Here is a 20043-nt window from a genome sequence, read left to right on the forward strand (position 1 = left end):
GGCCTGTCTCACTCCGCCGCCCCCAGGTTCAGGAACCGGCGGGCGTTGCCGCCGAGGATGGCGGCCTTCGCGTCGGCGTCCAGGAAATCGGCGCGCTGCACCACCGCTCCCGCCGGGCGCTCGCCCAGGGGGTACGGGTAGTCGCTGCCGACCATCACCCGGTCGCTGCCCAGTGTGTCCACCAGCAGCCGCAGCGGCTCCGGCGCGAACACCACCGAGTCCACGCTGAACCGGTCGAGGTAGTGCGACGGCGGGAACTGCGAGGTGGCGATGACGTCGCTCCGCCCGTGCCAGGCGTTCTCCATCCGGCCCAGCCAGAACGCGAACGACCCGCCGCCGTGCGCGAAGCACACCCGGAGGGTGTCCGGCACCTTGTCGAAGACGCCGCCGAGGATCATCGCGAGGATCGACAGATGCGTCTCGGCGGGCATGCCGGTCAGCCACTGCGCCATCCAGCGGTCCAGGCGCGGCGAGTTCGCCATGTCCCAGGGGTGGATGAACACCGGGGCGCCGACCTCCGCGCAGTGCTGGAGGAACATCACCACGCCCTCGGAGTCCAGGTCCTGGTCGCCGACGTGGTTGCCGATCTCGACGCCGACATGGCCGGCCGCCAGGCACCGGTCGAGTTCGCGGCAGGCCGCCTCCGGGTCCTGGAGCGGCACCTGGGCGAACGGCAGCAGCCGGTCGGGCGCCGGGGAGCAGATGTCCAGGGCCAGGTCGTTGAAGATGCGGGAGACCTTCAGCGCCTCGGGACCGGGGCGTCCGTAGGAGAAGAAGACCGGGGTGGGGGAGACCACCTGGAGGTCGATCCCGTCGGCGGCCATGTCCGCGAGCCGCACCTCGGCGTCCCAGCAGTCGGCGCCGATCCGGCGGAACTCCTTCGAGCCCACCATGATCATGGCGTCCCGCTCGCTCTCGATCCGCAGCGAGGGCCAGCCCGTGCCGCCCGCCTCGGCCCCGAGATCGGGCCAGCCGCGCGGCACGTAGTGGGTGTGGATGTCGATGACGCTCATCGGGTCAGCCCCTGCCCGGGTGGTACGTCCCGCACGCGCGGCAGGTCCGCTTGTCCTGGCTCTCGTAGAACCGCGTGAAGACCGGCGGCAGGTCCTTGACGATGTCCCGGACCTGCAACTCCACCTCGTGCACCAGATCCAGGCAGTTCGGGCAGTACCACTGGAACTTCTCCAGCACGCCCTCCTCGCGGATGCGCTCCATCACGATGCCGATCGAGCCCGGCTCGGGGCGCTGCGGCGAGTGCGGGATGTTCCGCGGCAGCATCCACATCTCGCCCTCGCGGATGTCGACGCGCTCAATGCCCGCGTCGGTACGCAAGTTGACGTGGATATCGCCCTTGACCTGGTAGAACCACTCTTCGTAGGGGTCTACATGGAAGTCGGTACGCTCGTTCGGCCCGCCGACGACCTGGACGATGAAGTCGCCCATGGGCTCCCACACCTGCCGGTTGTTGACCGGCGGCTTGAGCAGGTGCTCGTGCTCCTCGATCCAGCGCGGAAAATTGATGACGGGCGGAATGGAGCTCATCGTCCCTCCTCGGGGCGGCGGCCGCGGCTCAGATGCGCGATCGCCTGGATCTCGATCAGCAGGTGCGGATGGGGGAGCTGGTGCACGGCGACGGTCGTCCGGGTGGGGCCGTGCTCGTCGAAGTACTCCGCGTAGACCTCGTTGTAGCCCGCGAAGTCATTCATGTTGACCAGATAGCAGGTCACCTGGGCGAGGTCGGAGAGGTCCGCGCCGACCGCGGCCAGCACATCGCGGATGTTCTCGATCACCGCGCGGGTCTGCTGCCGGATGTCGAGCCGGGTCGCGCCCATCTCGTCGGCCTCGGCGCCCACGATCGAGTTGTCGGGCAGCCGGCTGCTCGTACCGGACACGAAGACCAGGTCGCCGACGACCTTGACGTGCGGGAACTTCCCCCGCGGCGTGGCCTTGCCCGCCACCACCAGCGACTCAGACATCCGCGTCACCGCTCACCCGCAGGCCGACGCTGCCCAGCCCGGTCACCGTGGTCTCCACGAACCGCCCCGGCCGCAGCGGCACGGCCGCCGTCGCCGCGCCGGCCAGGATCACCGTGCCCGCGGGCATGGTCAGCCCGTACGTACGAGCCATGCGCTGCGCGGCGTGCACGGCTCGCAGGGGGTGCCCCAGGATCGCCGCGGTGGAGCCGGTCTCGGCGACCTCGCCGTCCACGTCGAGGGTCACGCCCCGGTTGGCGAGGTCGCCTGCCTGCCCGTACGCGGTCCAGGGGCCGATGACGTACGCGGCGGCGGAGGTGTTGTCCGCCACCACGTCCTCCAGGGTGAAGCGGAAGTCGCGGTACCGGGAGTCGATGACCTCCAGCGCGGGCGCGACCGCCTCGACGACGGTCTCCGCGTCCAGCGTCTCGTCCTGGGGGTCGACCTCGACGCCGAGCCGGAAGGCGACCTCCGGCTCGATACGGGGGTGGCAGTAGCGGGAGAAGTCCAGCTCGCCGCCGTCCGTGATGCGCATCCCGTGCGTGATCCGGCCGACGATGACGTCGTCCACGCCCATCTGCTGCGCCTTGGCGCGGCTGGTGAACCCCAGCTTCACACCGGAGAGGGAGTCGCCGCGGGCGCACCGCAGGGCGACCAGCTCGCGCTGGACCTCGTACGCCTCCTCCAGCGAGAACTTGTACTCGGAGGTGAGCTGCGCGATGGGGGCCGCGGCCTCGGCGGCGGAGTCCAGGAGCGCGGCGAGCTCGGCGATGTCGGTGGTGCTGGTCATGAGGGCTCTCCCGCCGGGACGGTCGCGGACTTGGCGCGGGCCAGGTCGAGCGCGACGTCGATGATCATGTCTTCCTGCCCGCCGACCATGTGACGCCGGCCGAGTTCGAGCAGGATCTCGCGTGTGTCGAGCCCGTACCGCTCGGCGGCGCGCTCGGCGTGCAGCAGGAAGCTGGAGTAGACCCCCGCGTAACCGAGCGTCAGGGTCTCCCGGTCCACGCGCACCGGCCGCTTCTGGAGCGGGCGGATGAGGTCGTCGGCCGCGTCCTGGAGGGCGAACACATCGCAGCCGTGCTTCCAGCCCATGAGGTTGGCGACGGCGACGAACGCCTCTATGGGGCAGTTTCCGGCGCCCGCGCCCTGCCCGGCGAGCGAGGCGTCCACCCGGGACACGCCGTTCTCGACGGCCACGACGCTGTTGGCGACGCTGAGAGAAAGATTCTCATGCGCGTGGATGCCGATCTGCGTGGCGTCGTCGAGCACCTCGCGGTACGCCCGTACGCGCTCGGCCGTGTCCGTCATCGTCAGCCGGCCGCCGGAGTCGGTGACGTAGACGCAGTGCGCGCCGTAGGACTCCATCAGCTTCGCCTGGGCGGCGAGGGCGGACGGCGGGCTGAGGTGGCTCATCATCAGGAAGCCCGCCACGTCCATGCCGTTCTCGCGCGCCCAGCCGATGTGCTGCGCGGCGACGTCGGCCTCGGTGCAGTGGGTGGCCACCCGGACGCTGGTGACGCCGAGGGCGTGGGCGCGCTTGAGGTCGTCCACGGTCCCGATGCCGGGGATCAGCAGCGTGGTGAGCTTGGCGTTCTTGACGACCGAGGCGGCCGCGGAGATCCACTCGTCGTCGGTGTGGGAGCCGTGCCCGTAGGTGACGCTGTGGCCGGAGAGCCCGTCGCCGTGCGAGACCTCGATCGCGTCGACGCCCGCGGCGTCCAGCGCCCCGGCGATGGACGCGACCTGCTCGGTGGTGTAGCGGTGGCCCACGGCGTGCATGCCGTCGCGCAGGGTGACGTCCTGGACGTACACCTCGTGGGGTGCGGTGGCAGTCATACGGTGATCGCTCCTCGGCGCAGCTCGACCAGTCGTTCCGCGGTGCGCAGGGCGGCCGACGTCATGATGTCGAGGTTTCCGGCGTAGTCGGGCAGATAGTGCCCGGCCCCGGTCACCTCCAGGAAGACCGACACCTTGGTGCCGCGGAACGCGCGCCCCAGCACCGGGAGGTGGGCCTCGTCGACCGGGTCGAACTGCACGGCCTGCTTGAGCCGGTAGCCCGGTACGTACTCCTTCACCTGGGCCGCCATCGCGGCCACGGACTCGCTGATCGCCGCCTCGTCGGGCTCGGCGTCCTCGATCAGGCAGAAGACGGTGTCCCGCATGACCCGCGGCGGCTCGGCCGGGTTCATCACGATGATCGCCTTGCCGCGCCCGGCGCCGCCGACCCGCTCGATCGCGGCCGAGGTGGTCTCGGTGAACTCGTCGATGTTGGCGCGGGTGCCGGGCCCCGCGGACTTCGAGGCGATGGACGCCACGATCTCGGCGTACGCCACCGGCGCGATGCGCGAGACCGCCGCGACGATCGGCACGGTGGCCTGGCCGCCGCAGGTGACCATGTTGACGTTGGTCGCGTCCGGGTTGGCGTCGAGGTTGACGGGCGGCACGACGTACGGGCCGATGGCCGCGGGCGTCATGTCGACCATCAGCTTGCCGTGCTCGCGCACCAGGGCGTCGTTACGGGCGTGGGCGCCGGCCGAGGTCGCGTCGAAGACGACCTCGACGTCCTCGAACTCGGCCATCCTCAGCAGCCCGTCCACACCCTCGTGCGTGGTCGCGACGCCCAGCCGCCGGGCGCGTGCCAGGCCGTCGGAGTCCGGGTCGATGCCGACCATGGCCGCGAGGTGCAGCTGTGACGACAGCCGCTTGATCTTGAACATCAGGTCGGTGCCGATATTGCCCGAACCGATGATCGCGACGGGGACCGTCATGGGCGTGTTCCTTCCTCGGGGGAGTCCGTAGCGGCCGTGGATTCGGCGGGTACGAAGGAGGCGTGCACCGAGCCCAGGCCGTCCAGCCGGGCCCGGTAGCTGCCGGGGCCGCGCACGGCGACCATCGGGCCGAGCGCGCCGGAGAGGATCACCTCGCCGGCGAGCAGCGGATGGCCGTGCCGGGCGACGGCGCGGGCGAGCCAGGCGACGGCCGCGGCGGGAGTGCCGAGGCAGGCCGCTCCGGAGCCGACCGAGACGACGTCGCCGCGGTGTTCGAGCACCATGCCGATGCCCGGCAGATCGACCGCGTCCACCCGGCGCGGCGTCGAGCCCAGCACGAGGGCCCCGCTGGAGGCGTTGTCGGCGATGGTGTCGGTGATCTTGATGTCCCAGTCCGCGATCCGCGAGTCGACGATCTCCAGGGCGGGGAGCACGAACTCGGTGGCGCGCAGCACGTCGGCCACGTTCGCCGTCGGCGAGTCGAGGTCGGCGCCGAGCACGAACGCCACCTCGGCCTCGACGCGCGGCTGAAGGAAACGGTCCATCGGCACCGGCTCGCGGTCCGCGTAGACCATGTCGTCGAGCAGCACCCCGAAGTCGGGTGAGAAGACCCCGAACTGGGCCTGCACGGCCTTCGAGGTCAGCCCGATCTTGCGGCCGATGCGGCGGGCCCCGGCGGCCACCCGCGCCTCGACGGCGGCGGCCTGGACGGCGTACGCGGCGTCCTGGTCCGTCTCGCCGAGCAGGTCCCGTACGGGCGCGCACGGCAGCCCGGAGGCTTCGGCCGCGCGCAGCCGCTCCACGGCGGCGCGGGCGATGTCGGGGGCGCTCACAGCTGCACGCAGACGTTGGTGGGCTGGGTGTAGAAGTGCAGCGAGTGCGCGCCGCCCTCGCGGCCGACCCCGGACAGGCCCGAGCCGCCGAACGGGGACCGCAGGTCGCGCAGATACCACGTGTTCACCCAGGACATGCCGACCCGCATCCGCTGGGCGACGCGGTGGCCGCGTTCCAGGTTGGTGGTCCATACGCAGGAGGCGAGGCCGTAGTCCGTGTCGTTGGCGAGCGCCACGGCCTCCTCCTCGGTGTCGAAGGGGACGAGGGCGGCGACGGGGCCGAAGACCTCCTCGCGCAGGGTCCGCGCGGAGTTGTCGAGCCCGGTCCACAGCGTCGGCTCGATCCAGGCGCCGCCGTCCAGCTCGCCGCCCATCGCCGGAATCCCGCCGCCCGTCAGCTCGGTCGCGCCCTCCTCCCGCGCGAGCGCGGTGTAGGAGAGCACCTTCTCGCGGTGCGCCTGGGAGATCAGCGGGCCGGTGGTCGTCGCGGGGTCCCCGGGGCGGCCGAGCCTGAGCGCCTTGGCGCGCTCCGTCAACCCCGCGGCCACGTCGTCGAAGACGTCGCGCTGGATGTACACACGCTCCGTGCACAGGCAGACCTGGCCGGTGTTGGTGAACACCGAACGGGCCAGCCCGTCGACCGTGCGCTCCAGGTCGGCGTCGGCGAAGACCACCGCGGCGTTCTTGCCGCCCAGCTCGAAGGAGACCGGCCGCACCAGCGGCGCGACCGCGCGCATGATCGCCGAACCCGTCTTGGACTCACCGGTGAACGTGACCCCGTCGATCCCCGGGTGGGTGGTCAGGAACTCGCCCGCCGAGTCCGGACCGAAGCCGTGCACCACGTTGTAGACGCCGTCCGGCACGCCCGCCTCGGCCATCACCTCGCCGAGCAGCGTCGCCGTCGCCGGGGTCTCCTCCGACGGCTTGACGACCACGGCGTTGCCGCAGGCCAGCGCCGGGGCCACCTTCCAGGTGAGCAGCAGCAGCGGCAGGTTCCAGGGCACGATGACGGCGACCACGCCGAGCGGCCCGCGCACGGCGTAGTTCAGCGCCCGCCCGCCGTCGGCCGTCTCGGTGAGGAACGAATCGAGCCCGGTCGCCGAGATCGTGTCCGCGAAGGACCGGAAATTGGCGCTCGCGCGGGCCACGTCGAGCGTGCGGGCCATCGCCTCCGGCTTGCCCGTATCGGCGACCTCCGCCGCGACGAAGTCGTCGAACCGGGCCTCGATCCGGTCCGCCACCCGGCGCAGCAACCGGGCCCGGTCCGCCACGGACATCCGGCCCCAGCCGCCGTCGAGCGCGCGGCGGGCGGCCTTGACGGCGTCGTCGACGGTCTCCCGGCCCGCCTCGTGCACCTGGGAGACCAGGGAACCGTCGACCGGGCTCACCTTGTCGAAGGTACGCACGCCGGGCACGTACGAGCCGTCGATGAAGTTCTGCACTGACGGGGCTGATGAGGCGGAGGGGGTCCTCGCTGGGGTATTCGCTGCTGAGCTCGACATGCCCCGAGCCTAGAAACCGGCCCCCATGCTCCACTAATGCTCTTTGAGTCTTCGCCCATGCCCATACGGGCATACCATCAGGTCATGACGGTCGACCGACTCCTGGACGGGCGGCTCAAGCTGCGCCATCTGACCCTCGTGGCGGCCATCGCCGACCAGGGCAGCATCATGCGGGCCGCCGAGACGCTGCACATCACCCAGCCCGTCGTCACGCGTGGACTGCACGAGCTGGAGGCGATCCTGGGCGTGCCGCTCTTCGACCGCGGCCCGCGTGGCGTGACCCCGACGATCTACGGCGAGTCCTTCATCGAGCACGCCTACGCGATGCTGGCCCAGCTGCGCCAGGCCGGCCGCCAGATCGAACTGCTCGCCCAGGGCGAGATCGGCTCGGTGACCGTCGGCACCCACCTGGCGGGCTCCAACCTGCTGCTGCCCCGCGCCATCGCGGCCCTCAAGGCCGAACACCCGCGCCTGACGGTCGTCGTACGGGAAGCGACCCCCGACGTGCTGCACACCGCGCTCCTCGCGGGCGAGGTCGACCTGACGGTGGGCCGCCTGACCTCCGCCACCCCGCCGCCGCGGCTGACGCAGGAACAGCTCTACCTCGAACCGATCCAGCTCGTCGCGCGCGTCGGACACCCGGTGCACGAGCGGGCCGAGACGTCCCTGGAACAACTCCTCGGCTACCCCTGGGTCTTCCCCGTCGAACAGACCGCGCTCCGGGCGGAACTGGAGGAATCCTTCCTCTACCAGGGCGTGCCGATCCCCGACAACCGCGTCGAGTGCACCTCCATCCTCACCCTGCGGCAACTGCTCGTATCGACCGACGTGATCGCGGCGCTGCCCATGCTGATCGCCGAGGACGACGACAAACTCGCCTTCATCGAGACGCCGCTCAAGTCCATCCGCCGCAGCGTGGGCGTGCTGCGCCCGGCCGACCGGCCCTGCTCACCGGCGGCCCGTGCGCTGCTGGAGCACTTGCGGAGAGAGGCGCACGGGCTGCGGTTCGAGGAGCCTTGACGGGCGGTGGTCCTGTGGCGCGTCAGCCTGGAGCAGCCTGTCAGTCGGCGAGATCGGCCAGCGCCACGACCTTCTCGATACGGACCCGGACCACCAGCTCTCCGGGCACGCCGTTGCGCGCGCCGAACTCCTCCCCGCGCTCCTCGCCCATGTAACGGGCGCCGATGCGGGTCGCCCAGGCCCGTACCTCCGCGAGGTCGTCGATCAGCTCGGCGCGGCCTTGGAGCGTGACGAAGGAGAACGGCGGCCGGTCGTCGTCCACGCAGATCGAGATCCGGCTGTCGCGCGCCAGGTTGCGGCCCTTGACCGTGTCCGCACCGGTGTTGAAGACCAAGTCGTCACCGTCCAGCAGGAACCAGACCGGCGCGATGTGCGGGCTGCCGTCGGCCCGCACGGTCGACACCTTCGCGGTGCGGGTGGATTCCGAGAGGAACGCCTGCCATTGATCCTTGCTCATTTTCTCTGCCATGTACCCATCCTGTGCCAACCCCTGTACAGAGGCGCGCAGGCGGGCCTGGCGGGTTGCCCGGACGGCGTAGGTGAGCAAGGCTGGCACGGCAGTTACGGGGGGAAACAACGGGGATTGACGGGGAACGCTCGCACGGGGAGGCGGGGAATGGCACTGCGCAAGGGACTCGACTGGTTGCTGGACGACCTGACCAGTCGAATAGAGGAGATACGGCACGCGTTGGTCCTGTCCAACGACGGGCTGGTGACGGGGGCGAGTTCGGAGCTGGCACGGGAGGACGCCGAGCACCTGGCGGCGGTCTCCGCCGGGCTGCACAGCCTCGCGAAGGGCTCCGGCAACCACTTCCAGGCGGGCCGGGTGCGGCAGACGATGGTCGAATTCGACGACGGGATGCTGTTCGTCACGGCGGCGGGGGACGGGAGCTGTCTGTGCGTGTTCAGCGGGGCCGAGGCGGACGTCGGGCAGGTCGCGTACGAGATGACGCTGCTCGTGAACCGGGTGGGGGAACACCTGAGCGTGGGGGCGCGCAGGCAGGACGGGAGTGCGAGTTCGTAGCACCGACGCTTTCGTTTCGTCCGATCGCGTCTGATCACGTTTGAATACGTCTGGATCGTGGCTCTGACCAGGCATGGAGGAGGTTATCCACAGGGGGAGGCGCGCTCCCGCCGATCGCACTACAGTCGTCACTGTCAGTGATTGAGGACTGCGGGGGAGGGCGTCATGGCGGTACGGGAGCGCGAGGCCGTACGGGGCGAGGGGCAGAGCGTGCCGCTCGGCACGGCGGCAAGGGAACTGCGGCTCAAGCCGAGGGAGTTCGAGCTGGCGGTGCGGCTGGGGGCGGTACGGACCCTCCCGGCGGCGCAGCCGTCGGGCAAGCGGCGGGTCGCGCGCGAGGAGATCGAGCGGCACACGGCGGAGGCCGGGTTTCCGGAAGTGCTGCGCGCCCGCGTATGGACGCTCGGCACCACGGAGGGGGCGGCGCTGATGGGCATCAGCGCTTCCCGCTTCGGCCGCCTCGCGCGCGCCGGCTGCTTCGACCCGGTGAGCTTCTACGTGAACCGCTACCGCGCGGTCGTCTGGCTCTACCTCGCGGCGGAACTCGCCGAGTTCGCCGACCGCGAGCCGGACCTCCTGACCGGCCGCGTCCCCCTCGCCATGCGGGAGGCGCTCGACGGAGGGGAGGACCGGCGGGCGCGCCGCTGGCGCCACCGACGGCGCGAGGAACTGACCGAACAGACAGCGGACCCCTGGGAGCGCGCGGCAGCCACAGCGGCCCTGCTCGACCCCGCCCAACTCGCCGAAGCCGTCCCCGACCCGTACGAACACACGCACCTCCGCACGCTGCGCCCCGCCCTCACGTCCGTACGCACCGACGCCGTGGCCGCGCGCGACATCATCGAAAAACTGACCGTCGCCGACGACCCCGACGAAATCGCCTGGCTCCGATTCCGCCTCACTGTGCAGTTGGAAGAGGCGAGGGACGTGCGACCTGCGCCGCGTCCGGAGGAGCTGTCCGGGGCGGGGGCGGGGCTGGAGCCGATCTTGGGGCTGGGGACGGGGACGGGTTTGGTCCCGGAGGCGCGGCCGGAGCCGGTCCCGGATTCGAGCCCGGTGCCGGAGCCGGCCATGGGGCTGAGCCCGGTGCCGGGACGGTGGCCGCAACCGGAGGGAGCGGCGCGGCTGCGGCCGGATGTGGAGCCGGAGTATGAGTATCAGGCCCGGCCGGGGTCCGGCTTCGAGTGCGGGGAGCGGCCCGACCCGGTGCATCGACTGGAACCCCGCTGTCAGGCTCAGCGGCGCGAAACCGTGGCCCGGAGGGAGCCCGCACCGACGGCTCGGCACGGACTGTGGGCGCGTCTGCGCGGCCGTAAGCACCGCGGCCCCGGCCGGACCGACCGGGGCGATCGGGTCGGCGAACGCGGCGTACGTGCAGGCCGCGGCAAGCCGGCCCGTACGACGCGCACGTCTTAAGCGCGGCTCTTGGAACGCGGCGGTCGTCGCACGGGTGACCCGAGGCTAGGAGCGGCCCGCGGTATCGGCCCCCGCGCCGTTGGCCCCCGTGCCGCCGGACGAGGCATCGGCGTCCGACGCCGGTGCGATCGTGCGGAAGAGCCCTTCCTGCATCACCGATACGAGGAGCTTGCCCTCGCGGTCGAAGATCTGGCCGCGGGCCAGCCCGCGGCCGCCTGTCGCGATGGGCGACTCCTGCTGGTAGAGGAACCACTCGTCGGCCCGAAAGGGGTGGTGGAACCACATGGCGTGGTCGAGGCTCGCCATATCGAAGCCGCGCGGTCCCCACAGCGGCTCGATGGGGATGCGTACCGCGTCGAGCAGCGTCATATCCGAGGCATAGGTCACAGCACACGTGTGCACGAGGGGGTCGTCGCCGAGCGGGCCCACCGCCCGCATCCACACCGCGCTGCGCGGCTCGGCGCCCTGAAGTTCTTCGGGCGTCCAGCGCAGCCGGTCCACGTACCGGATGTCGAAGGCCTGGCGGCGCTCCATGCGCTGCAACGTGTTGGGCAGTTCGCCGAGGTGGGCGCGGATCTCCGCGGTCAGCGTCGGCAGCTCCTCCGGGCCGGGAACATCCGGCATCGGCACCTGATGTTCGAAGCCCGGTTCGGGACGATGGAAGGAGGCAGTCAAGTTGAAGATCGTCCGACCCTGCTGCACCGCCACCACCCGGCGGGTGGTGAAGGACCGCCCGTCCCGTACCCGCTCCACCTGGTACACGATCGGCACCCCCGGCCGGCCGGGGCGCAGAAAGTACGCGTGCAGCGAGTGCACGGGGCGCAGCCCGTCGGTGGTCCGGCCGGCCGCGACCAGCGCCTGCCCGGCCACCTGCCCGCCGAAGACCCGCTGTAGCGACTCGTCGGGGCTGCGGCCGCGGAAGATGTCCTGCTCGATCCGTTCGAGGTCGAGCAGGCCGACGAGCCGGTCGGCGGGCGTGGTCATCGGTGGTGCTCCTCTGCTGGTCGGGCGCGCCGGGTGGGCGGCGACTGGGAGACTACAGCTGGCCGACGTCCATGACCCGTACCACCGCACGCCCCTCCTCGTCGGAGGCGGCGAGGTCCACCTCGGCGGAGATGCCCCAGTCGTGGTCGCCGTTGGGGTCGGCGAAGGTCTGCCGGACCCGCCACAGCCGGTCCTCGGGCCGCTCCTCGATCTGCAACAGTTTCGGGCCGCGCGCGTCCGGGCCGGTGCCCAGCTCCTCGTACTCGTCCCAGTAGGCGTCCATCGCCTCGCCCCACCGGTCCGCGTCCCAACCGGCATCGGCGTCCATCTCGCCGAGCTCCTCCACCTTGTCGAGCGCGGCGAGCTCGACGCGGCGGAACATGGCGTTGCGCACCAGCACCCGGAAGGCCCGGCCGTTCGCCGTGACCGGCTTGACCTGGTCGGCGCGGGCCTGAGCCTCCTCGGCCGTCTCGTCCTCCGGGTTGGCGAGCTGCTCCCACTCGTCGAGGAGGCTGGAGTCGACCTGGCGCACCATCTCGCCGAGCCAGGCGATGAGGTCCTGGAAGTCGTCGGACTTCAGGTCGTCCGGGACGGTGTGGTCCAGCGCCTTGTACGAGCTCGCGAGGTAGCGCAGCACGATGCCCTCGGTGCGCGCGAGGTCGTAGTGGGCCGTGAACTCCGTGAACGTCATGGCCCGCTCGTACATGTCGCGGATGACGGACTTCGGCGACAGCGGGTGGTCGCCGACCCACGGGTGGCTCTTGCGGTAGACCCCGTAGGCGTGGAAGAGCAGTTCCTCCAGCGGCTTGGGGTACGTCACGTCCTGGAGCCGCTCCATGCGGTCCTCGTACTCGACGCCGTCCGCCTTCATCAGCGCGATCGCCTCGCCGCGCGCCTTGTTCTGCTGTGCCGCCAGGATCTGCCGCGGGTCGTCGAGCGTGGACTCCACCACGGAGACCATGTCCAGGGCGTAGGAGGGGGACTCGGGGTCCAGGAGCTCGAAGGCGGCGAGCGCGAAGGTGGACAGCGGCTGGTTGAGCGCGAAGTTCTGCTGGAGGTCGACCGTCAGCCGCACGATGCGGCCCTCCGCGTCGGGCTCGTCGAGCCGCTCGACGACGCCGCCGTCGAGGAGCGAACGGTAGATGGCGATGGCCCGCCGGATGTCCCGCAGCTGGTTCTTGCGCGGCTCGTGGTTGTCCTCCAGCAGATGGCGCATCGCCTCGAAGGCGTTGCCGGGCCGGGCGATGACCGCCAGGAGCATGGCGTGCGTGACACGGAAGCGGGAGGTCAGCGGCTCGGGCTCGGAGGCGATGAGCTTCTCGAAGGTGTTCTCGCCCCAGTTGACGAAGCCCTCGGGCGCTTTCTTGCGGACCACCTTGCGGCGCTTCTTCGGGTCGTCGCCCGCCTTGGCGAGCGCCTTCTCGTTCTCGACGACATGCTCGGGCGCCTGCGCCACGACGAACCCGGCCGTGTCGAAGCCCGCCCGGCCGGCCCGCCCGGCGATCTGGTGGAACTCCCGCGCCCGCAGCGTCCGCACGCGCTGGCCGTCGTATTTGGTCAGCGCCGTGAACAGCACCGTGCGGATCGGCACGTTCACGCCGACGCCCAGCGTGTCCGTACCGCAGATGACCTTCAGCAGCCCGGCCTGCGCCAGCCGCTCGACCAGTCGCCGGTATTTCGGCAGCATCCCCGCGTGGTGCACGCCGATGCCGTGCCGTACGTAGCGGGAGAGGTTCCGGCCGAACTTGGTGGTGAACCGGAAATTGCCGATCAGCTTGGCGATCTCGTCCTTCTCCGCGCGCGTGCACATATTGATGCTCATCAGCGCCTGCGCCCGCTCCACGGCCGCGGCCTGCGTGAAGTGCACGATGTACACGGGCGCCTGGTGGGTCTCCAGCAGCTCGGTGAGCGTCTCCGTCAGCGGCGTCGTGCGGTATTCGTAGCTGAGCGGTACGGGCCGGGTCGCCGACCGCACGACCGCGGTGGGCTTGCCGGTGCGGCGGGTGAGGTCCTCCTCGAACCGCTTCATGTCACCGAGCGTCGCCGACATCAGCACGAACTGCGCCTGCGGGAGTTCCAGCAGCGGAATCTGCCACGCCCAGCCCCGGTCCGGCTCGGCGTAGAAATGGAACTCGTCCATCACGACCTGGCCGATGTCGGCGTCCTTGCCGTCCCGCAGCGCGATCGAGGCGAGCACCTCGGCCGTGCAGCAGATGACGGGGGCGTCGGCGTTGACGGAGGCGTCGCCGGTGAGCATGCCGACGTTCTCGGTGCCGAAGAGCTTGCACAGGTCGAAGAACTTCTCCGAGACCAGCGCCTTGATCGGGGCGGTGTAGAAGGTCACCTGGTCATTGGCGAGCGCGGCGAAGTGCGCGCCGGCCGCGACCAGGCTCTTACCGGAGCCGGTCGGCGTCGACAAGATGACGTTGGCTCCGGAGACCACCTCGATCAGGGCTTCCTCCTGAGCGGGGTACAGCACGATGCCCCGCTCCTCGGCCCAACTGGAGAAGGCTTCGAAGAGGGCATCGGGGTCGGCGGTGCTCGGCATCTGATCGATAAGGGTCACGCCCCCATACTGCCTGCCTTGGGGCCGTGCGCGGGAACCGGCAGGTCCTGCGGTGATCATCTGACGCTACGCTGTGTCGCCGACCGGGTGTCACCGATCCGCGGCGCCGGCGAACAAAGGGGTGGGAACGAGCATGATGGGACCGGCGCACTCGCTGTCCGGGGCGGCGGCCTGGCTGGGGGTGGGCGCGGCCATGGCGGGCGCGGGCCATCCGATGCCCTGGCCGGTGCTCGTCGTCGGCGCGCTGATCTGCGCCGGGGCGGCGCTCGCACCCGACCTCGACCACAAGGCGGCGACGATATCGCGGGCCTTCGGCCCGATCTCCCGCACCCTGTGCGAGGTCGTCGACAAGCTCTCGCACGCCGTCTACAAGGCCACCCGGATGCGCGGCGACGCCCGGCGCTCCGGCGGCCACCGCACGCTGACCCACACCTGGCTGTGGGCGGTCCTCATAGGGGCCGGGGCCTCGGCGCTGGCGATGACCGGGGGCCGCTGGGCGGTGCTCGGCATCCTCTTCGTCCACCTGGTGCTGGCCGTCGAGGGGCTGCTGTGGCGGATGGCCCGGACCTCCAGCGATGTCCTGGTCTGGCTGCTCGGCGCGACCAGCGCGTGGATGCTCGCCGACATCCTGAACAAACCGGGCAACGGCTCGGACTGGCTGTTCACGGGATCCGGCCAGGAGTACCTGTGGCTGGGCCTGCCGATCATCCTCGGGGCGCTGGTCCACGACATCGGGGACGCCCTGACCGTGTCCGGCTGCCCGATCCTGTGGCCCATCCCCATCGGCCGGAAGCGCTGGCACCCGATAGGGCCCCCGAAGGGCATGCGCTTCCGGGCCGGCAGCTGGGTCGAGCTGAAGGTCCTCACACCGGTCTTCATGTTCCTGGGCGGCCTCGGCGGGCTGGGCGCGCTCGACTACATCTGACCGCGCCCAGCCCCCTCCCGCCGCCCCCGTTCCCGCGGGCCGTCCGGCGGCTACTGGTGCCAGGAGCGCCACAGCGCCGCGTACGCGCCGTCGGCGGCGACCAGCTCGTCGTGGCTGCCCAGCTCGCTGATGCGGCCGTCCGCCACCACCGCGATGACGTCCGCGTCGTGGGCGGTGTGCAGGCGGTGCGCGATCGCCACGACCGTACGGCCCTCCAGCACCCGGGCCAGCGACCGCTCCAGGTGCCGGGCCGCGCGGGGGTCGAGAAGCGAGGTCGCCTCGTCGAGGACCAGCGTGTGCGGATCGGCGAGGACGAGGCGCGCCAGCGCCACCTGCTGGGCCTGCGCAGGGGTGAGCGCGCTGCCGCCCGAGCCCACCTCGGTGTCCAGCTCCTCGTCCAGGGCGCGCGCCCAGCCGTCGGCGTCGACCGCGCCGAGCGCCGCCCACAGCTCCGCGTCGCTCGCCTCCGTCCGGGCCAGCAGCAGATTGTCGCGGAGCGAGCCGACGAAGACGTGGTGCTCCTGGTTGACCAGCGCGACATGCTCACGCACCCGCTCGGCGGGCATCCGGGCCAGCTGCGCCCCGCCCAGCGTCACCTCGCCCGTACGCGGCGCGTAGATGCCCGCGATCAGCCGGCCGAGCGTGGACTTGCCCGCACCGGACGGCCCGACCAGCGCGAGCCGGGTGCCCGGCCGCACATCGAGCGAGACGTCGTGCAGCACGTCGTGGCCGGCCCGGTAGCCGAAGTGGACCTCGTCGGCGCGTACATGCCGGCCGTCCGGAGCGACCCGGCCGTCCGCGTCCTCCGGCTCGATCTCCCGCACGCCCACCAGCCGGGCCAGCGACACCTGGGCGACCTGGAGCTCGTCGTACCAGCGCAGGATGAGGCCGATGGGGTCGATGAGCATCTGCGCGAGGAGGGCTCCCGTGGTCAGCTGGCCCACCGAGATCCAGCCCCACAGCACGAAGACGCCGCCGACGATCAGCACGGTCCCGAAGAGCAGCGCGTGCGACAGGTTGATCACCGGGAAGAGCACGGTGCGCAGCCACATCGTGTAGCGCTCCCATTGCGTCCACTCCGCGACACGCTGGTCGGAGAGGGCCACCCGGCGTTCGCCCAGCCGGTGCGCCTCCACGGTCCGTCCCGCGTCCACCGTCTCGGTGAGCGCCGCGGCGACCGCCGCGTAACCGGCGGCCTCCGAGCGGTAGCCGCGCGGGGCCCGGCGGAAGTACCAGCGCCCGCCGACGAGCAGCACCGGAAGGGCGACCAGAGCGCACAGCGCGAGCGGCGGCGCGGTCAGGCCCAGCGCGCCGAGCAGCAGCGCCACCCACACCACGCCGATGGCGAGCTGCGGCACGGCCTCGCGCATCGCCTCCGCCAGCCGGTCGATGTCCGTGGTGATCCGGGACAGCAGATCCCCGGTCCCGGCGCGCTCCAGCACGCCCGGCGGCAGCGCCACGGACCGTACGAGGAAGTCCTCGCGCAGGTCGGCCAGCATCTCCTCGCCGAGCACCGAGCCGCGCAGCCGCACCATGTGCGTGAACACGGTCTGCACGGCGAGCGCCGCCGCGAACAGCGAGATCGTGCGCCCCAGATGGAGTTCGTCCGCGCCCTTCGACAGGTCCTCCACGAGCCCGCCCAGCAGGTACGGGCCGACGATGGAGGAGAGCACGGCGACCGCGTTCACCGTCACCAGCACCACGAAGGCCAGCCGGTGCCTGCGCAGCAGTTCGCCGATGTACGCCCGTACGGTCTTCGGCATGCCGACCGGCAGGGTCGTCGCCGACTCCGGTGCGGCGGGGTCGTGCACCGGCGGTGCGACGCCGATCATGCGGACTCCTCGATCTGCTCGTTCTCGTTGAGCCGCGAAAGCTCGTCTTCCAGTCCCACGGCGGGCGCGGCGGCCTGCTCGTCGTCGGTCTCGCGGGTGACGACCGCGCGGTACGCGGGGTCGGTGCGCAGCAGCTCCCGGTGGACGCCCACCGCCGCCGCCTCGCCGTCGCGCACGAACACCACCCGGTCGGCGCGGTCGAGGAGGAGCGGGCTGGAGGAGAAGACCACCGTGGTGCGGCCCTCCCGCAGCGAGCGCAGCCCCTCCGCGATCCGCGCCTCGGTGTGCGAGTCGACCGCGGAGGTCGGCTCGTCCAGCACCAGCACCTCCGGGTCGGTGACCAGCGACCGGGCCAGGGCCAGCCGCTGGCGCTGGCCGCCGGAGAGCGAGCGGCCGCGCTCGGTGATCCGCGTGCGCATCGGATCGCCGGAGTCGTCCGCCGACGCCTGGGCGAGCGCGGTGAGCACGTCATCGCACTGCGCGGCGGACAGCGCGTCCTCGGCGCGGACGTTCCCCGACGCGGGCACGTCCAGAAGCTCCGCGAGAGTGCCCGACAGCAGCACCGGGTCCTTGTCCTGGACGAGCACGGCGGTGCGGGCCGCGTCCAGCGGCACCTCGTCCAGAGCGACGCCGCCGAGTAGCGCGGACGCTCCCGTCCCGGCCTCCTGCCCGCTGTGCCCGCCGAGCCGCTCCGCGAGCCGTCCGGCGGCGTCCGGGTCGCCGCACACCACCGCGGTCAGCAGTCCGGCCTGGGCCCGCAGACCGCTCGACGGGTCGTACAGATCGCCGGAGAGCCGTGCGACATCCGGACCGGTGCCGCCCGCCTCCCGGCCCTGCCCGGCCGGGTCGGTGTCGCGCTCCAGCGCCAGCACCCGGGCCGCGCGCTGGGCGGACGGCCGGGAGAAGGAGTAGGCCATCGCGATCTCCTCGAACTGCCGCAAGGGGAACAGCAGAAAGGTGACCGTGCCGTAGACCGTGACCAGTTCGCCGACGCTGATGCGCCCGTCCTGGGCGAGCCCGACGCCGTACCAGACCACGCCGATCAGCAACAGACCCGGCAGCGCGACCTGCACCGCCGCGATCAGCGCCCACATGCGGGCGCTGCGCACCGCGGCCCTGCGCACTTCCTGGGAGGCGCGGCGGTAGCGGGTCAGGAACAGTTCCTCGCCGCCGATGCCGCGCAGCACCCGGAGCCCGGCGACGGTGTCGGTGGCGAGTTCGGTGGCGTGCCCCGCCTTCTCGCGCTGTTCGTCGGCCCGCCGCGTCGCGCGCGGCAGCAGCGGCAGCACGGCCAGCGTCAGCACGGGCACCCCGACCGCCAGGAGCCAGCCGATCTCGGGCTCGTAGACGATCAGTGCCACACAGACGGCGACCGTGGTGACCAGGGCCGCGGTGAAGCGGGAGAACGCCTCGACGAACCAGCCGATCTTCTCCACGTCGCCCGTGGAGACGGCCACCACCTCGCCCGCCGCGACCTGCCGGGTCAGCGCGGAGCCCAACTGGGCCGCCTTGCGGGCGAGAAGCTGCTGCACCCGCGACGACGCGAGAATCCAGTTGGTCACGGCTACGCGGTGCAACATGGTGTCGCCCAGCGTCGTGAGGACGCCGATCAGCGCCATCAGGCCGCCCGCGAGCGCCAGTCGGACGCCGGAGCGGTCGGACACCGCCTGCACGGCGATGCCCACGGCGGTGGGAAAGAGGGCTACGGCGATCATGTGCAGCGTTCCCCACAGGGCGGCCTTGATCTGGCCGCCCAGTTGGTTGCTGCCCAGCCACAGCAGGAAACGCGGACCGGAACGGACGTCCGGTCGGCCGGGATCGGTATAGGGAAGGTCTTTGATCTGCATGGCGTCTCACGGGTAGCGGTGCGCTGGCGGGTGGCCGTGAAAGGTTCGCCGTATTCGCCGTGCGAAATCAACTGGTTATCCGGGGTGAGCGGGACAACGCGCCAAAGTCCCGCACCCGGCCGTACGGGACCGGGGCCCGGCCGCATCGACCGGCAGGGCCCCGCGCCCTCACCCCTCGGGCTTCTGCGAATCCATCCCCGCCCGCTTGTTCCGCCACAGGCCGCGGGTGAAGTCGGGGAACTCCTGCGGCGCGCCCTTCGCCTTGATGGAGGCGTTGCTCAGCGGTACGGGCGCGGTCCAGGTCGCCGCGTCGTACACGTCGAAGTCCGGCACCAGACCCAGCCGCAGGGACTGCATGAGCCGGAAGATGAGGATGTAGTCCATGCCGCCGTGCCCGCCCGGCGGGTTGGCGTGCTCCTTCCACAGCCAGTGGTCCCACTGGGCGTACTTCCCGAAGTCGCCCCACTGGTCGTCGGTGTGGTCCGGCTCGATGTAGATCCGCTCGGGATAGTCCTCGAAGAGCCCCTTCGTGCCGCCGAGGCTGTTGACCCGGCTGTAGGGGTGCGGCGTCGACACGTCGTGCTCCAGCCGGATCACCCGGCCCTTGGCCGTCTGGATGAGGCTGATGGTGCGGTCCGCCTCGATGTACGACTCCTTCCAGCTGGGGTCGCCCGGCGGCATGTGCTCCTTGCGGTAGGCGGCGAGCCCCAGGGAGGGGGAGCCGACGCTGGTGATCCGCACCGCGCGGTCGCCCCGGTTGACGTCCAGGTAGTTGGCGACCGGGCCGAGGCCGTGGGTGGAGTAGATGTCGCCGCGCAGCCGGGTGTGCCACTTCCGCCGCCACCCGTCCTTGTAATAGACGGGGTCGAACAGCAGGGAGCGCAGATCGTGGTTGTACGCGCCGGCGGCGTGCAGCAGATCCCCGAAGAGACCCGCGTGCGCCATGCGCAGCACCCGCATCTCGTTCCTGCCGTAGCAGCAGTTCTCCAGCTGCATACAGTGCCGCCGGGTGCGCTCGGAGACGTTCACGAGCTCCCAGAGCTGGTGCATCTCCATCGCCAGCGGGCACTCCACGCCGACGTGCTTGCCGCTGAGCATCGCCGTGCGGCACATCTCGAAGTGCCAGTCCCACGGGGTGGCGGCATAGACGAAGTCCACATCCCCGCGGGCGCAGAGGTTCTCGAAGTCGTCCTCGCCGTTGGTGTAAAGGGCCGGTGCGGGCTGGCCCGCGGCGGTCACCTTCGCCGCGGCCCGCGCCGCCTTCTCCTTGACCACGTCGCAGAGGGCGACGACGCGCACCCCCGGCACCGCGAGAAACAGATCGATCATGGTGCCGCCGCGGTTGCCGAG

18 protein-coding genes are annotated in these 20043 nt (G+C 71.4%); 4 read left to right on the forward strand and 14 right to left on the reverse strand.

The annotated features are described in order from the left end of the window. Positions 1-8: 8 nt before the first annotated feature. From ACFU99_RS07370 to ACFU99_RS07405, 8 genes are read right to left on the reverse strand one after another with little or no spacing between them, the layout of a single operon-like run. Positions 9-1013, reverse strand: a complete 1005-nt coding sequence (locus ACFU99_RS07370; RefSeq protein WP_384387146.1) for an amidohydrolase family protein — start codon at positions 1011-1013, stop codon at positions 9-11. A gap of 4 nt (positions 1014-1017) precedes the next feature. Further along, positions 1018-1542: a 3-hydroxyanthranilate 3,4-dioxygenase gene (locus ACFU99_RS07375; RefSeq protein ID WP_384387148.1), complete on the reverse strand. Its 525-nt coding sequence runs from the start codon at positions 1540-1542 to the stop codon at positions 1018-1020. Further along, entirely contained in the window at positions 1539-1976 is a 438-nt protein-coding gene (locus ACFU99_RS07380) for a RidA family protein (protein ID WP_384387151.1), read from the reverse strand. Before ACFU99_RS07380 ends, ACFU99_RS07375 begins: the two co-directional genes overlap by 4 nt. Beyond that, positions 1969-2763: a 2-keto-4-pentenoate hydratase gene (locus ACFU99_RS07385; protein WP_384387154.1), complete on the reverse strand. Its 795-nt coding sequence runs from the start codon at positions 2761-2763 to the stop codon at positions 1969-1971. Before ACFU99_RS07385 ends, ACFU99_RS07380 begins: the two co-directional genes overlap by 8 nt. Further along, positions 2760-3812 (reverse strand): 4-hydroxy-2-oxovalerate aldolase, encoded by a 1053-nt coding sequence (dmpG, locus tag ACFU99_RS07390; protein ID WP_384387157.1) that lies wholly within the window; start codon positions 3810-3812, stop codon positions 2760-2762. Before dmpG ends, ACFU99_RS07385 begins: the two co-directional genes overlap by 4 nt. Beyond that, positions 3809-4744: an acetaldehyde dehydrogenase (acetylating) gene (locus ACFU99_RS07395; protein ID WP_384387160.1), complete on the reverse strand. Its 936-nt coding sequence runs from the start codon at positions 4742-4744 to the stop codon at positions 3809-3811. Before ACFU99_RS07395 ends, dmpG begins: the two co-directional genes overlap by 4 nt. Then, complete coding sequence (locus tag ACFU99_RS07400; protein ID WP_384387163.1) at positions 4741-5577, reverse strand: 2-keto-4-pentenoate hydratase; 837 nt, start codon at positions 5575-5577, stop codon at positions 4741-4743. The genes ACFU99_RS07395 and ACFU99_RS07400 overlap by 4 nt, the downstream gene beginning before the upstream one ends. Continuing rightward, entirely contained in the window at positions 5574-7079 is a 1506-nt protein-coding gene (locus ACFU99_RS07405; protein ID WP_384387165.1) for a 2-hydroxymuconic semialdehyde dehydrogenase, read from the reverse strand. The genes ACFU99_RS07400 and ACFU99_RS07405 overlap by 4 nt, the downstream gene beginning before the upstream one ends. A gap of 84 nt (positions 7080-7163) precedes the next feature. Between ACFU99_RS07405 and ACFU99_RS07410 the strand changes: the two genes are divergently transcribed. Continuing rightward, the gene (locus ACFU99_RS07410; protein ID WP_384387167.1) at positions 7164-8099 is read left to right on the forward strand and encodes a LysR substrate-binding domain-containing protein; all 936 of its coding nucleotides are present in this window, start codon (positions 7164-7166) and stop codon (positions 8097-8099) included. A 40-nt stretch (positions 8100-8139) separates the two neighbouring features. Here ACFU99_RS07410 and ACFU99_RS07415 read toward each other — a convergent pair whose 3' ends face one another. Then, positions 8140-8568 carry a PPOX class F420-dependent oxidoreductase gene (locus ACFU99_RS07415; protein ID WP_384387169.1) on the reverse strand — a complete coding sequence of 143 codons (429 nt, stop codon included), beginning with the start codon at positions 8566-8568 and terminating at the stop codon, positions 8140-8142. 147 nt (positions 8569-8715) lie between these two features. Between ACFU99_RS07415 and ACFU99_RS07420 the strand changes: the two genes are divergently transcribed. Together ACFU99_RS07420 and ACFU99_RS07425 are read left to right on the forward strand one after the other, a co-directional pair. After that, positions 8716-9123 carry a roadblock/LC7 domain-containing protein gene (locus ACFU99_RS07420; RefSeq protein ID WP_384387172.1) on the forward strand — a complete coding sequence of 136 codons (408 nt, stop codon included), beginning with the start codon at positions 8716-8718 and terminating at the stop codon, positions 9121-9123. A gap of 165 nt (positions 9124-9288) precedes the next feature. Further along, positions 9289-10539 carry a DUF6397 family protein gene (locus tag ACFU99_RS07425; RefSeq protein WP_384387174.1) on the forward strand — a complete coding sequence of 417 codons (1251 nt, stop codon included), beginning with the start codon at positions 9289-9291 and terminating at the stop codon, positions 10537-10539. Positions 10540-10584: 45 nt separating this feature from the next. On the opposite strand, the gene ACFU99_RS07430 is transcribed toward ACFU99_RS07425, so the two are convergent. Further along, positions 10585-11523, reverse strand: coding sequence for an acyl-CoA thioesterase (locus ACFU99_RS07430; RefSeq protein ID WP_384387177.1), 939 nt, complete (start codon positions 11521-11523; stop codon positions 10585-10587). A gap of 52 nt (positions 11524-11575) precedes the next feature. Continuing rightward, positions 11576-14089 (reverse strand): DUF3516 domain-containing protein, encoded by a 2514-nt coding sequence (locus ACFU99_RS07435; RefSeq protein ID WP_384387179.1) that lies wholly within the window; start codon positions 14087-14089, stop codon positions 11576-11578. Positions 14090-14222: 133 nt separating this feature from the next. Between ACFU99_RS07435 and ACFU99_RS07440 the strand changes: the two genes are divergently transcribed. Then, positions 14223-15014, forward strand: coding sequence for a metal-dependent hydrolase (locus ACFU99_RS07440; RefSeq protein ID WP_384387180.1), 792 nt, complete (start codon positions 14223-14225; stop codon positions 15012-15014). 50 nt (positions 15015-15064) lie between these two features. On the opposite strand, the gene ACFU99_RS07445 is transcribed toward ACFU99_RS07440, so the two are convergent. The 3 genes from ACFU99_RS07445 to ACFU99_RS07455 form a co-directional block, all read right to left on the reverse strand. Then, positions 15065-16846: an ABC transporter ATP-binding protein gene (locus ACFU99_RS07445; protein WP_384387182.1), complete on the reverse strand. Its 1782-nt coding sequence runs from the start codon at positions 16844-16846 to the stop codon at positions 15065-15067. Further along, a complete protein-coding gene (locus ACFU99_RS07450; protein WP_384387185.1) occupies positions 16843-18693 on the reverse strand; it encodes an ABC transporter ATP-binding protein in 1851 nt (616 codons plus the stop codon). Before ACFU99_RS07450 ends, ACFU99_RS07445 begins: the two co-directional genes overlap by 4 nt. A 168-nt stretch (positions 18694-18861) precedes the next feature. Next, positions 18862-20043: Gfo/Idh/MocA family protein (locus ACFU99_RS07455; RefSeq protein WP_384387187.1), on the reverse strand; the 1182-nt coding region annotated here is incomplete at its 5' end.

The organism is Streptomyces sp. NPDC057654 (assembly GCF_042800135.1).
Classification (GTDB): domain Bacteria; phylum Actinomycetota; class Actinomycetes; order Streptomycetales; family Streptomycetaceae; genus Streptomyces.